Origin of the sequence: Larsenimonas suaedae, assembly GCF_023712105.1 — a bacterium.
Taxonomy (GTDB): domain Bacteria; phylum Pseudomonadota; class Gammaproteobacteria; order Pseudomonadales; family Halomonadaceae; genus Larsenimonas; species Larsenimonas suaedae.
Window position 1 is genome coordinate 144,904 of sequence record NZ_JAMLJI010000002.1, and the last position, 14,049, is coordinate 158,952.

Genomic DNA, 14,049 nt, shown 5'->3' on the forward strand with positions numbered 1-14,049 from the left:
AAAAACTTCCCTGCAAGCCCGCCGAACAACATCAAATCACTCTGTTAAAGGAAACCCTAAACACGCCGTTAATCTACTAATGGTCTTATCGTTTGATGCTCCGGCAACGGTTCCGAAATGGCCGCCCGGGTGACCCAAGGGAATCCGATGCATAAATTGCTGACCCAACCCAGTGATGACACACGCCAACCCACCACGCCGGCCGAGACGGATACCAACGTTCAGCGCATCGCCCGACGGCTGGCCCTTCTGGCGCATGAAAAGCGCGACATTTCCATCCTGACCGAGGGCGCAAAGCTCCCCCTGGTCGGGCGGATCACGGCCGTGGACGGCGCCCAGGGCACGCTATCAATCGAACTGATCGACCTAGAGCGCCCGCCCGAGGACACCGCTCTGGCCAGAGGCAGCCTGACACTCGAGGTTCGCCTGCCACCCACAAGGCAGAGCAGCACCGAACACCTGCGCTTCGATGAAGTCCAAAGCCTCGGGCTTCATCGCGACCCTCATCGAAGTGTGCTTTTGTGCACCCTGCCCCATTCGTTTTTCAGCTCGACCAAGCGCGGCGAAATGCGCGTGCCCTTGATTCAGGGGTTGCAGGCCAAGGCCATGATCACCGCCTATCCGGAGGCGACCGCGTTCACTGCGGAACTGTGCAACCTGTCGATCGGCGGCTGCATGGTCGAGGCGCCGTTGAACGAGTGTTCTGACATACGGCTCGACATGACACTGCCGGACATCACACTCGAGTTTCCCAATGGCGAGCGTGTCACGCTCACGGCTCGGGTCATCCACTTGAGGCAGGCTGCGCGGACGCATTTCGCAAGTCTCGGGCTCGAGTTCGACGCCCCGTCTCCCCAAGCCGTTCAACGCCTTACCTACTTTTTAAACGAGATGGAGAGCGAGCTGGCGTATCGGCTCGGCATGCACTCGAAAACCGCACACAGTTCGCCGTTGTTCAAGGGTCCCGGGGAGGCGGGCCGGCTCACACTCACCGAGCCCAAGGACGAGCGCGATACGCTCCCCCTGATGTACGCCATGCGAGAAGTGGCCCGGCGGCTGCACAGCGCGTTGATCGCGCTTCGAAACGAGGAAACGCTGGCGCGCGCCTCACTGATCGACTGCGCCGACACCATCATTCACATGCTCGAACGGAAACCTCATCGCTGCATGTACGCCGCGTGCTGCCTGAGCGACGAGCCGCCCCTGTTGCAGCAGGCCATACGCTGCGCCGTTCAGCTGGGCGATCTGATCCTGCGAGAGCCGACACTGGTCGAGCATGCCCGTCACGCCATTCTTGGTGCCCTGCTTCACAACCTCGGCAAGTCCCTGATGATCGGCGAAACCTTGCCAACCCTGCATGAGCCGTTAACGCCCGAGCAAAGCGACTACCTCACGCATCACCGGGAAACGCTACTGGCCCGACTCGAGCATGAGGACTGGCTCGACCTGACGCTAATACGCCGGATGATTGCCGTCGGCGCGCACAACCCCGATGGCAGACTCGAAGACACCCCGGAAGACAACGACCAGCTCCGACAGATTCTCAAGCTGTTCAACGTCATCAAACGCATCACGGTTCTGCTGAGGCCCTACACTCTCGAACAGGCCAACCTGACGCCACTCGAAGCCTACAAGACCATCTATCGTCAGGCCGAGATCTACGACCCGGACTGCGTCATCCGTTACGTGCAACGCCAGGGCATCTACCCCATCGGCAGTCTGATCTACTTTTCGCGCGGGTTTCTGGCCTGGGTGATGAGCGTGGATGCCCGGGGCGAGCCGACCAAGGTGCATGTCATCAAGAACATGAACGACTCCATAGGGTCGCTGAGCACCGTGCTCTCCCGCGTGGATTTCGATCAGATGGGGGAAATTGCCTGCTCGATCCGCCCGCGTGATTACGGGCTCGACCCTTCGTGAGCGCTTCCTGCCAGGGTCAGGGCTTGATACACGATCGGCCGTCAGGTTTCCCTGACGGCCGATCATCGTCTAACGCTTGACTGTCTCGGTTCGAGTCTAGCTCACGGGCTGGCTCAAATGCTTTCGAATATGGGCCGCTTCGCACGCCATCTGGCGCGAAAGCTTGCTTGAAAGATCCCTGGGTTGCGCCTCGTCGACGCCCATCGGCCGGTTCTCGAGATCGGCGATGGTGCTCAGGAACGTGTTGCACCTGGTGCAGTCGACGGTCTGGTCGGCCATCAAGTCCGTCGTATTCCCGACGGCTTCGCTACCGCACTGGTGGCAATAGAGTTCGTAATCCATCTGAAACACTCCTTGTCTCGTCATGGTCTCTTTTGGTGCCGGGCATCCTTACCAACCTTTCCACCGGGTCGTCTTCCCTGACGAACATCATCATTTCTGATGACCGAGTGAACTCCGTCACTTCCCTGTGTTCCCGGTTCGCCAATTCCCTATCTGGCGCAGCCCGGACACTATGGATTTTGTATAAGTCATGTGCAAGGAAAAATTCACCCTATTTCTCGTTTCAAAGCAGAAACTTAACCTATGTTATGCTTTTCATGAGAAGCCTGTGGATGTGCTGTTTTTCAACAAGAATTGAACAATTTTTTTCGTACAACTGTTCAATTAAAAAAACTACTGGGAAACTGCCGGGAAACCTACTGAGAAACCTACTGAGAAAGGTGCTGATACAGAATGCTGGTGCCGATCGCGATCAGCATCAACCCACCAAAAAGCTCCGCCTTCTTGCCGATGAACCGCCCGGCCATACCGCCCAGCACCACACCGAACGTGACCATCACCGCCGTGGTCAAACCGATGGCCAGCGCCGCATAGCCGATGTTGACGCCTGCAAAGCTCAGGCTGACGCCCACGATCAGCGCGTCCAGGCTCGTTGCCAACGCCAGCAGCGGCAATGTCCACCAGCGCTTCGACAATTTGCAGCTGCAATCCTCACACGGCACCTGGCGGCGCTGGGTATCGACCACCATCTTGCCGCCAAGCCCCACCAGCAGCACAAACGCGATCCAATGATCCCACTGGGCCACGTAGACGCTTGCCATCGACCCCAACGCCCAGCCAAGTAGCGGCGTCAGCCCTTCAATGGTGCCAAACAGCGCGCCGATACGAAGCGCCCGCCACCAGGAAACACGCTCGGCGCTGTCGGCACCCTTGGCCAGAGACGCGGCAAAGGCGTCCGTCGACATGGCGAGGGCGAGAAAGAAGAGTGAATAGATGCGCATGAGGGTTGCCAATTGATGTTTTCGACCACGCTACGGCGTCAACTGCCTGAAAATCAACGAATAACACTCTTTCTCATCGGAACCTAAGTTGACGATAGGTACACCCGTTGACCCCGGGTGCACTACCTACCCCCACGACACACTGTTAACACGCGTTAAAAACCCAGCGTTCACGGGCGCTGCAGCCGATAACATCGCACCCTGTATTAGACAGACAACGCCACAACGTGACGTATGAACGGCACCTCAGCGTGCAGGATGCGGCTCTAGATAAATCGTCGATTCGACGAAAGCCCACTCTTTAAACGCCGCCGTTCGCCTCGCACTCGATGCACGATCGTTCAAGACCCGCCGCTTGAGCTGGCCTAGTCTCGGGCTTTTCCATACCGAACGAGGCCCTCATGAACATCGTGCTGTTCGCCCTGACCGTCATGTACACCCCCGGCCCGGTCAATCTGCTTGGGCTCAACGCCGGCCTTCAACGGCCCGTATACCGCTCGCTGGGCTTTTTCGGCGGCGTGGGCCTTGCGATCTTTCTCTGGTTTCTCGTGATCGGCTACGCCGGGCAGCGCCTGGTGGTTGCCGCGGCCCTGCCCTACCTCGCAGCGCTTGGCAGCGCCTACATCCTGTATCTGGCCTACAGCCTCTACCGGGCCGCGCCGCCGTCGCCTGCCTCTTCAACCGCCGAGTCGACCCCGGTGGATCACGGCCGGCTGCGCTTTCGTGACGGATTTTTGATGCAGCTTTTAAACCCCAAGAACACGCTTCTAGTTGTGCCGATCACCACCATCCTGTTTCCCGGCCGGGGCATTGCCGATACGGCGCTGATTCTGTGGTCAGCGGGCATTGCCCTGGGCGGTGCCGGGGCGCCTGCGCTTTACTGCGCCGCCGGCAAGGGGCTTGCCCAGTGGCTTGGCAACGCGCGCTATTACCGCGTGCTCAACCGCGTAATGGCCGCGCTTTTGGTGCTGGTGGCGGCCACGATGCTGCTGGAATACACTTTGATGCCGATTGTCGAGGCGCACTGAGCATGGCCCCAATGAGCGCAGACTGGTTTCGCCTGGCCCCGACCGAACGCCTCGAGCGGCTCGAGGCCCGGTTTCAGGGCCACGCCTTCAGCCCACACCGCCACGACACCTACGCGATCGGCATTACGCTTGAGGGTGTGCAAAGCTTTCATTACCGCAGAAGCCACCGCCACAGCCTGCCCGGCACCGTGATCGTGCTGCACCCCGACGAACTCCACGACGGCCACGCCGGCTGTCCCGGGGGCTTTCTCTACCGCATGCTTTACGTAAAGCCCGCGCTGATGCAGGCGATGCTTAAGGGCCGGCCCCTGCCGTTTCTGACCGGCGGCCTTTCGACCGACGCCCGGCTCGTGCGCACCGTACGAACGCTTCTGCTCGACATGGACCACGCCCCCGGCGCGCTCGAAGAAACCGATGGCCTGTTTGATTTAACGATGGCACTTGCCGAAAACAGTGACGCAGGCCCCATGAAAGGCCGCCATGCGCTTGACCACCTCGCCGCCGAACGCGCCCGACAGTACCTGGACGACAATCTCCTTCACGGCGCCACCCTCGAGACGCTGGAAATGATCACCGGGCGGGAGCGCTGGTCGCTCTCGCGGGATTTTCGCGCGCTCTACGGCACCAGCCCCTACCGCTACCTCACCCTTCGACGCCTCGATGACACCAAGCACCGCATCGCCGGCGGCGCCTCGCTCACCGACGCCGCACTCACCAGTGGCTTCGCCGACCAAAGCCACATGAGCCGAGCGTTCAAGCGCGCCTACGGCGTCACCCCCGCCCGCTGGCGCGCCCTCACCACTGCGCCCCGCTAGCCATCGCCCTCCGCTAACCATCACCCCCCACTAACCATCACCCTCCGCTGACCACGCGTGCATTCAGAGATAGCCGGGCAGCGCGTGCGCTACACTAAAACCACCTTGCCGTTTCTCTTTTTCGCTTAACCAATGCCGACCTCGGAGCACTCCCCATGACGCATTTTCTGCAGGGCACGGCCGTGATGGCGCTTACCTTCGCTATTTGGATGCACGCAACGACCACCTACGCCGCGCCCTCTCAGACTCCCTCTACGCCCGCCCAAACCGAGTGCCACGATGCCCAAACCCAGACGGCAATGAACCAGTGCGCGGCCGAGGCGCTTCAGAACGCCGAGCACCGGCTGACTACCACCTATCAGAGCCTCAAGGACGCACTGGGCTCGGCCGCCGAGCGCGCAGCGCTTGAAACCGCCCAGCGCCGCTGGACGGCCTACCGCGACGCCGAATGCCAGTTTCAGGGTGCGCCTTCGGCCGGCGGCTCCATCCACACGCTGGTGGTCGCGCAGTGCAAGACCGCGCTATCTGATGCGCGTCAACAAACGCTCAAGGGCTACAGCCAGTGCGAGGAAGGCGACGTCAGCTGCCCGCACCCCCGGCTCGAGACGCCCTGACTGCTGCGGCTCGAGCTCCCTGCGTCGAAAAAATGGCCGCACATCGGAGACCTCGACTAGAGTGACTCGAAACGCGCTCACTCTTTCACGGCCTCGCGCCCTGCACTGACGCTGACCCAACCGATTGACCCTCGCCCGACCGACAGGAACGCCATGGCCGCCTCATTCACGCGCTCACCCGCGACACGCTCGACTTCAAAACCCCGCGCCCGCCGCCTGTATCTCGCACTCGCCCTGATGCTGGGCACGCTGATCACAGCCCCGAGTTATGCCGCCGACGAGCTTTCAAGCGCCGCCGGGGCGCTGGCCGGCTCGAGCGCAGCATCCGAGACCGGGAGCGGCATTGAAACCGCCCCCACCCCCGAGCAGGACCGGGCGATTCAAGCGCGCATCGAGGGCATCTTTTCAGAGCTCGAGGGGCTGGAGGCCGTCACGGTCACCGTGACGCAGGGCGTGGTCACGCTTGAAGGCGAGACCGCCAACGACCGAAAAGCCCAGCAGGCGCTCGGCCTTGCCAACCGGCTGACCGACGTGGTCGCCGTCAATGACACCATCACCCGCACGCTTGATGTGCAGGATAACGTCGCGACCGCCGCCCACGGCCTCGCCGCCCAGGCCAGAAACCTGGTCAAGGCGCTGCCGCTTTTGGGCGTCGGTATCGTGGTGTTTGGTGTGGTGGCGTGGTTCGGCGCGTGGCTCTCACGGCGCAAGCGCCTGTGGCAACGGCTCACGCCCAACCCATTCGTTGCCGAACTGCTCTCGCAGACCGTCAAAGTGGTGTTCATCGTGTTCGCCCTGATTCTGGCGCTGAGCCTGATGGGCGCCGAGACCATCATCGGCACGCTTTTAGGCGGCGCCGGTGTGATCGGTATTGCGGTGGGCTTCGCGGTCAAGGACACCATCGAGAACTACATTGCCTCGCTCATGCTGAGCATTCGCCAGCCCTTCCGCGCCCGCGATCAGGTCGTGATCAACGGCCAGGAAGGCATCGTGGTGCGCCTGACCTCCCGCGCGACGATTCTGATGACGCTTGATGGAAACCAGCTGCGCATCCCCAATGCCGAGGTGTTCAAGGGCACCATCCTCAATTACACCCAGAACCCCGAGCGGCGCTTCACGTTCGAACTGGGGGTGGACGCCGACGACGACCCGCTCGCCGCCATCAAGGTCGGGCTCGACGCCGTCAACCAGCTCGCGTTCGTGCTCACAGAGCCCAGGGCCGCTGCGCTGATCACTCACGTGGGCGATTCGAACATCGTGCTCGAGTTTCAGGTGTGGGTGAACCAATCCAACACCGATTTCGCCAAGGCCCGCAGCATCGCCATTCGCGAGACCAAGCACGCCCTCGAGCGCACCGGCTTCAGCCTGCCCGAACCCATCTACCGCCTGCGCTTCAACGCCTCCCTCGAGCAGGCGCTGGAACGACTTCAGGGCGCACTTCCCGCCCATTCAAAAAGCGACACCGAACACGCACACGACGCCCCGTCGGCACAGGCCGAAGGCAGCCCCGCCCACCCCGCGAAAGCGCGGGCCGAAAGTATTCTTAAAGACCCCACCGCCGATGCCCTGTTCGATGCCCGCCCGGATGAGAAACTGAAGGAAAAGGTCGAGGAGGAAATTGCCCGAGGCAGTGACGAGACCGACCTGCTGAGCCAGAAACGGCAGAGCAACCAATAACAAAACACCACTCCCCCGCACTTCCGAACCCTATCCTTGGGCGGGCTAATGTAACCAACCCACTCGCCGATAAGGTAAAAATGCTGACGCCAACAGGGCAACAGTGAGGGTTCGGTCGCCTGTCGCGCGCAGACACGACGGCCAATCGCCAGTCATTAGTAGGGAAGCCCATCACGGCCTCCAGCGCGCTTTACAGGGTGAATCGATGATCGAGGTGATCAAGACATGCTGGTCTCCGGGGACGAAAGGCACCCAGGGGGCACTGCGCCGACAGATCGAACTCTGCAACCAGTTGGGGCTTTTCTGTACGGCCGCCACCACGCCCTACCAGCTTTTCTATTACTTCTATGATTTCGCTGCATACCGCGGCGTATTTCTGTTCAATCTCGTATTTATTACGGTCTATCTATCGGTACTGCCGCTCAACCACCTGCGCTGGCACACCACTGCCAGCACGACTCTGGTGCTTAATAGCTGCATCCAGCTCTTTGTGGTGACCTTCTTCATCGGCACCGGGGCCGGCGTCAGCCTGTTCTACTTCACCTTTGCCTTCGTGATTATCTTTCTTTACCAGAACCTTCGACGGCGAACCTATGTGGCCCTCCTGGCCGCCATCGGCCTTTTGTACCTGATGGCGCAGTTCCTTTTTCCGGCGGAGGCGGCGCGCACGCCGGTGCCCTCGCCGTGGCTTGAGGCCATGTACGCCGGCAGCGTAGCGGGCGTGCTCACGCTCTCGGGGGTATTGCTGCATCTATTTCACCGGGCCATTGACCGGGCCGAGAAGGAGCTGACGTTCAACAACCGCTACCTTGAAGACCTGAGCAACACCGACCCCCTGACCGGGCTTGGCAACCGGCGGGCGCTGGGCGAGGCGCTCAACCGGGAGTGGGCTCGGCTTGCCCGGCAGTCAGGCGTACTCACGACCGTGATGTGCGATGTGGATCACTTCAAACGCTTCAATGACCACCACGGCCACGACGGCGGCGACCGCTGCCTCCAGCAGATTGCAGACGTGCTCAGGGGCATGCTCTCCCAGCCGCCGGCTCTCGCGGTGCGCTACGGCGGGGAAGAATTCGCGCTGGTGCTGCCGGGCACGGATGCACAGCAAGCCCGCATTCTGTGCGAGCGGCTACGCAGCGCCATCGAGCGCTTGCGCATTCCCAACAGGGGCATGGGTGAACACGCCGTGGTGACCGTAAGCATCGGGGTCGCAAGCACGGAACACGCCGACCTACGCCCCCACACCGACGACTCAAAACGACTGCTCAAGCGGGCGGACGAAGCGCTGTATCAAGCCAAGGCCAACGGGCGAAATCAGGTGGTGTATTTGTCGTATCAGGGCTTGGCTAAACAGGCTTGAAAGCGCTGTCTATCCCCTGCGTTTTAATGCCGTTCTAAAATCCGCACTGAAACGATTTTACGGCGGAATGCAGCCCATCCACCCGCAAGGCGTAGTAACGAGATGGTTTGCTCAGTCAAAAGGCACTAACGGGGCGAAGTAAAAGTGAGCTAGTGTTTTTGAGTTTTGGACATAGGGAAAGAAAACACTATAAAAATGGTATAAACACATAAAAACGTTAAAATAATAACGCGCCCCTTAACTTATACCATTCAGCATATTTCCTTAAACATCATACTTTTGCAAAAACCACTCTTTAGAAACAATACAATTGGCACTATTAGGCTCAGGCCTAGCTTGTTTGATCGCCACATGTAAAGGCATAGGAACACAATTACCAAAGATCAGAGCTTCGCCCGGCACTGATTGTTTTATTTTATTCACAAAGTCACCTGAAAAAAAAGGTAAAACAGAATAAATATATTTCATATCAATATCATTTTGTATCCTATGTATTATATAATTACCGCATTGAGATAAGACTGTTTCTGAGAGCTCAGAAGGCCTTTGAGAAGATACTATTAGATAAAATGAAAACTTTCTTCCTTCTCTAGCAACCTTTTCAAATATATTTTCTTTTAAATAATACTCACCAGCCTTGTGTATATACCTGTGGGCCTCATCAAGTACCAAATGTATAGGGCCCTGTCTTCTAAAAACTCCTCTTTTACTTTTACGCTCTGAAAACAAAAACCTAGTAAGAACTGAAGTCACCACCTCTAACGAAGTTGGATTCAGCTCACTTACATCTAAATTAACTATTTGATAGCTCTTGTCATCGTCACCCCATATATACTGCATATATTTCTCAGCGCTATCCAACTCTGATGAATCACACCTCATAAACTCACACTCAGGATTTTCTAAGAAAAAATCCAATCGCGTCATGAGAGTTGATGTGTATTCTTTTATCCTTTTATTACCTCTTGCATCTTCTTCTAGCAGAACTAATTCAGCCGCAAGCCTTAGAAATCTGTAATCGTAGTATTCTCCTTCTCTTAACCTGTCAGAAGAAACACTTAAATATAATTCAAAATCTACTTGCTCCAATATCTCTTCGATTTTATCTTTAAGTTTACTATCGTTAGTTCCAAATTTTATGCTACAACTTTCGGCCAAAGCATTTAGATCTTCAAAAATATTTTCCTGATCGCATGCGTTTGATATAGATTCATGTGCAAGCAAAGAGTTAACCACCCTACTAATTAAGCTAGCAGCAGCCGTAATCCTGGTGGTATCTGACTCCCCTTGGCCATTAATATCTTTCAAAATTAAGCAAATTTTACACCTAATATAATTAGCAATATCTTTCCTTTTATCTTCAGAACTTATTTTATAGAATCTATAACACTCTTGAAGAACTCTATCTAAAAAAGGTCTTTGAGTGGCATCAGTAGCCAATAAAAATGAACACCACTCGTCTAAGCTTATAAGATAGTGCGGGAGTTTAAAGTTAATTTCACCCTCATCTAAACCTGAATTACCCGCTGGCTTATAATGTCTATTATTTATAAACTGCCCCCCATTTCCATTTATTACAGGGAAGGAGTTTTTATACTCGCCATTAACGTCAAATATGACTATTCTAGCCCCTAGAGCCGTATAATTATTTTTTTTCGCCACTTCTTGCAAAAGATGCGATATTGTATTCGACTTGCCACTACCACTATTTCCAAGAACAGCAGTATGGATATTAAAAAACCTATCTATATTTAACTCTATAGGATAGCCGATAAGACTCTTGCTTGTTCCAACATAAATACTTGTGTGAACACCCGGCTCACTAGTGAAATTTGACTTACCTAAAACAAGCTCCATGTCTTCGCGTGTAATAATTTCAACATCTGAGTAAATAGCTGGAAATATCCCCACACCTAAGGAGAACAATTCCCTCTTACTTATAGAGCCTATTGGCTTTAAGGATAATTCTCTTGATCCATAAGCGTGACTTAAACTTAAGTCTTCACTCACATCTTTGTCATATATCGAAACAACTTCACACAATAACTTTTCGCCGAGACTATTGTATACACCCAAGTAGCTACCAATATTCCCAAAATAGTATACATCACCGCCGACATTCAAAGAATTGCCTTTAACCGAAGGCAAAACCTGAGCTTTAAAAAGATTATAATCTATAGAAACAAGCTTACCGATTTTCATTGCTGCCTCACTAAATCATTAAGCTTTTCAGAAAATTCTTTAAGAAAATCCTTTTTCTTATCTGCATCTAAATCAGGAAGCAATCTTTCAACCACCGACTTAAAATAATGGACTTTTTCACCATCCTCATGTTTTCCATATATACTAAAAACCCTGTTGTCACCTACTTCGTAAATAGGCTTATCCTCAAAATCTCCAAACAAAACAACACTCAACGAAGAATTTGAGCTCAAAGCGTAATAAATAAAATTATTTACATGCTCATCACTAAAACTATACCCTATAACAAAAAGAACACTATTTGGAATAGATATCTTAGCCTTGAACTCTCTCATTATATCAGCATAGGGAGTACCTAAACTTTTATTTTGTTTTAAAGGTGTCGGATAAATCAGGGCCACCTCGTTATTAGATGTTCCGGGCTCTACCTCGAACTCTTCAATATTTAGAAAATATGATCCTGAATCAAATTCGCGCCAGTTGATGGAGCCGTGAAGCTTATAAAGATAGACCATATTATTGATAGCTTCATATCTATCAGGCAGGGTTTCACTAGCCTTGGAGTAAGAATAATTAAACCTCGAAGGGTTAAATAACTTCTTTAACCCACCACCAAAACCGTTATTATAATCAATCCCGAGCAAATCCAAGGCCGCTTCATTAAACAAGTCATTATTGGTAGTGAACACATTCAGCCTAGGAAGATCGCGACTTCTTTTAGACATTTTATCGTATAGAAGCTTATAAAGATCAACAGTCAGACTATGATCCTCAGAATAAATATCAACATTAATCTCTCTATAAATAACCTCTTCAATCTCACTCGCCAGGGTGGAAACTTTTGGATCATTAGAACCCACACCGTTATCGTAAATCTGCTTAGAGTAAAGAATCCCTAAAATTTCTTCCAAATTCCCATTATATTTATACTTCAGGCTTTCATATAATGGCTTTACTCCTTCAACCTTACTCTCTGCTTCATCTAATATGTCTTCAACCTTCTCTGCCATTTTTAGCATGGTTGGTATAGAAGTAGAGCTAGCTCCAGAACCTAGTAAAAAGTTAATATGCTTTGTGTTACATAGATTACTTAAAAAATCTTGTAACTTATTAAGCTCGGTTTCATCCCCTTTTATATCTTCAAGCAGGTTTCTCTTGCCTTGTTTTAGATAAAAGGCCATTTGCCCTAAACTCCCTGTTTTAATAGCTATTTTGCTAGTGGCTACTCAAAACGCGCTGTCGACTCCTCGCCCCGCCTAAGCACTAAATGGACCAGTTCCCTCGCTCTTTCTCATCCTCTAGCCTCCGGGCTGCAGCACCACACTAAGGCCGCATAAAATCATCGACCATGCTCGCCCCATCACATATACGCACCTAACGCCATCGGTGAGCGGTGTCTCATACTTAAGCTACCCCTTTAAAAAATTACACTCAATTACACAAAGGGCGATTAACTGATTTTTGGCGGTGGTGCATTGCCGCAGGCGGGCCACTCACAAAAACGCCGCGCATAGGCGCGGCGGTGGGATAGAAGGTCGGAGAATTGGGGTTAGATGTCTTTGCCAGTGAGGGCGCAGCGCTTGGGGTGACGGCTTGAGGACGAAGTAACCACCCGCCCTACTGCCGCATGCCAATGGCGAGGCGGTTGTAGGCGCTCATCAGAGACACGGCGAAGGTAAGGTCACTGATCTCGGCGTCGGAAAAGTAGGCCTTCAGCGGCTCGAAATCCTTGTCGGCGGCGTGGGAGCCAGCGATGTTCACAAGCGATTCGGCCCAGCCGAGCGCGGCGCGTTCGCGCTCACTGAACCGGGCGCTGACGCGCCAGCCGGCGAGGCTATCGAGCTTGGCCTCGGGCACGTTTTTGGCTCGAAGGGTCTCTGCGTGCATTTCAAGGCAGAAGGCGCAGCCGTTGATCTGCGAGACGCGCAGGTACACAAGCTCGATCAGTTCCTTGCCGAGGCTGCTGTCATCGAGGGCTTTCTTGGTGGCGCTGAGGCCCTTGTAGGCATCCGGGGAGAGCGAGGCGTACGGCAGGCGCGGGGTAGACATGGCAAGGCTCCTTCAGTGAAGAATCGATTGAATAAGAAGAACGCCGTAAAGCTTAAGCGCATATGCCGGGGCGTACGCAAGTACGGGTTTGCCAATACTGGATACTTGCGCACCGGGTAACTGCGGTAGGTTCAATGCGTGGCAGTGCCATGAGCATCGCCACGGCGACATCACCAACAACAACACCGCAGAGGCTATGCCCCATGAAGAGACTGACGCTTCTTTTAATGACGATGGTGCTTGCAATGACGAGTATGAATGCGCTCAGCGCCGAGAAGGACCCGAACCGCGATAACCGGCTCGAGACCCGGTTCGTGTACGAATCTCACGTGAGCATCGATAAAAACCGCGCGACGGTCGGCCAGAGCAAGTACGGCGAGCGTGGCATCGTCTGGATCACCGGCGGCGATGTGAAGGGCCCGAAAATCAAGGGCAGCGTGATGCCCGGCGGCGGCGATTGGCAGCTCGGCCGCCCGGATGGCGTGCTCGATCTAACCGCGCGTTACGCGATCAAGACCGACGACGGCCATACCATCGTGGTGACCAACAACGCCCTCATCGATCACCGCCCGACGGAAAAGAACCCGGATTACGACTACGTGCGAAGCGTGTTGAGCTTCGAAGCGCCGATCGGCAGCCCCTATGAATGGATGAACAAGTCGATCTTCCTGGGCACGGTCGAGCGTGGGCCGAACTTCAAGACCGATCCGTCCGTCATCATTCGCGTGTGGGAAGTGCTGTAAGCAACTGTTGTCATGACACCCAACGGCGCCGGGCTGGGTAACGCGGCATGGCTGCGCAAGACACGATGGCGCCCGTTCGTGCACATACAGTTCGTACGCACGTGGTTTATACCTGCGCGGTTTATACGTAAGCGGGTTCTGCGAAAGCGATGTGAGACGTGTGAGAACGTACGGGAAATGCAGGGAGGGGGTGGCGCCCGAAGCAGGACTCGAACCTGCAACCCACGGCTTCGAAGGCCGGTACTCTATCCAATTGAGCTATTCGGGCACGGGGCACAGTCTACCGGGAAAGGTTCGGCTTCGTAAAGCCGAACCTTGCATACCCCGATGAATTACTTAGCGCAAAGAGTCACTTAGC

General features: G+C 54.8%; 12 protein-coding genes and 1 tRNA gene. 7 read left to right on the forward strand and 6 right to left on the reverse strand.

Translation table 11 applies throughout. The features are described 5' to 3' along the window. The first annotated feature begins 147 nt into the window (after positions 1-147). Entirely contained in the window at positions 148-1,920 is a 1,773-nt protein-coding gene (locus NAT49_RS06695) for a PilZ domain-containing protein (RefSeq protein ID WP_251592431.1), read from the forward strand. A gap of 96 nt (positions 1,921-2,016) precedes the next feature. Here NAT49_RS06695 and NAT49_RS06700 read toward each other — a convergent pair whose 3' ends face one another. Both NAT49_RS06700 and NAT49_RS06705 read right to left on the reverse strand, forming a co-directional pair. Further along, positions 2,017-2,262 carry a hypothetical protein gene (locus NAT49_RS06700; RefSeq protein ID WP_251592433.1) on the reverse strand — a complete coding sequence of 82 codons (246 nt, stop codon included), beginning with the start codon at positions 2,260-2,262 and terminating at the stop codon, positions 2,017-2,019. 368 nt (positions 2,263-2,630) lie between these two features. Continuing rightward, positions 2,631-3,203, reverse strand: coding sequence for a manganese efflux pump MntP (locus NAT49_RS06705; protein WP_251592441.1), 573 nt, complete (start codon positions 3,201-3,203; stop codon positions 2,631-2,633). 401 nt (positions 3,204-3,604) lie between these two features. Between NAT49_RS06705 and NAT49_RS06710 the strand changes: the two genes are divergently transcribed. The 5 genes from NAT49_RS06710 (at position 3,605) to NAT49_RS06730 (ending at position 8,697) form a co-directional block, all read left to right on the forward strand. Further along, the gene (locus NAT49_RS06710; protein ID WP_251592450.1) at positions 3,605-4,231 is read left to right on the forward strand and encodes a LysE family translocator; all 627 of its coding nucleotides are present in this window, start codon (positions 3,605-3,607) and stop codon (positions 4,229-4,231) included. Positions 4,232-4,233: 2 nt separating this feature from the next. After that, entirely contained in the window at positions 4,234-5,046 is an 813-nt protein-coding gene (locus NAT49_RS06715; RefSeq protein WP_251592452.1) for an AraC family transcriptional regulator, read from the forward strand. Positions 5,047-5,201: 155 nt separating this feature from the next. Beyond that, positions 5,202-5,660 carry a lysozyme inhibitor LprI family protein gene (locus NAT49_RS06720; RefSeq protein WP_251592455.1) on the forward strand — a complete coding sequence of 153 codons (459 nt, stop codon included), beginning with the start codon at positions 5,202-5,204 and terminating at the stop codon, positions 5,658-5,660. A 153-nt stretch (positions 5,661-5,813) separates the two neighbouring features. After that, positions 5,814-7,337: a mechanosensitive ion channel family protein gene (locus NAT49_RS06725; RefSeq protein ID WP_251592457.1), complete on the forward strand. Its 1,524-nt coding sequence runs from the start codon at positions 5,814-5,816 to the stop codon at positions 7,335-7,337. A 205-nt stretch (positions 7,338-7,542) separates the two neighbouring features. Beyond that, positions 7,543-8,697, forward strand: coding sequence for a GGDEF domain-containing protein (locus NAT49_RS06730; RefSeq protein WP_251592459.1), 1,155 nt, complete (start codon positions 7,543-7,545; stop codon positions 8,695-8,697). 264 nt (positions 8,698-8,961) lie between these two features. Here NAT49_RS06730 and NAT49_RS06735 read toward each other — a convergent pair whose 3' ends face one another. The 3 genes from NAT49_RS06735 to NAT49_RS06745 all read right to left on the reverse strand — a co-directional run bounded on the left by NAT49_RS06735 (position 8,962) and on the right by NAT49_RS06745 (position 12,948). Then, entirely contained in the window at positions 8,962-10,899 is a 1,938-nt protein-coding gene (locus NAT49_RS06735) for an ATP-binding protein (RefSeq protein ID WP_251592467.1), read from the reverse strand. Then, entirely contained in the window at positions 10,896-12,080 is a 1,185-nt protein-coding gene (locus tag NAT49_RS06740; RefSeq protein ID WP_251592469.1) for an SIR2 family protein, read from the reverse strand. The genes NAT49_RS06735 and NAT49_RS06740 overlap by 4 nt, the downstream gene beginning before the upstream one ends. Positions 12,081-12,516: 436 nt before the next feature. Then, positions 12,517-12,948 carry a carboxymuconolactone decarboxylase family protein gene (locus tag NAT49_RS06745; RefSeq protein WP_251592471.1) on the reverse strand — a complete coding sequence of 144 codons (432 nt, stop codon included), beginning with the start codon at positions 12,946-12,948 and terminating at the stop codon, positions 12,517-12,519. Positions 12,949-13,151: 203 nt separating this feature from the next. Here NAT49_RS06745 and NAT49_RS06750 point away from each other — a divergent pair, with 203 nt between their 5' ends. Then, complete coding sequence (locus tag NAT49_RS06750) at positions 13,152-13,691, forward strand: DUF3237 family protein (RefSeq protein ID WP_251592472.1); 540 nt, start codon at positions 13,152-13,154, stop codon at positions 13,689-13,691. A gap of 191 nt (positions 13,692-13,882) precedes the next feature. On the opposite strand, the gene NAT49_RS06755 is transcribed toward NAT49_RS06750, so the two are convergent. Then, positions 13,883-13,959: transfer RNA gene (locus NAT49_RS06755), tRNA-Arg, on the reverse strand. Between the last annotated feature and the right edge of the window lie 90 nt (positions 13,960-14,049).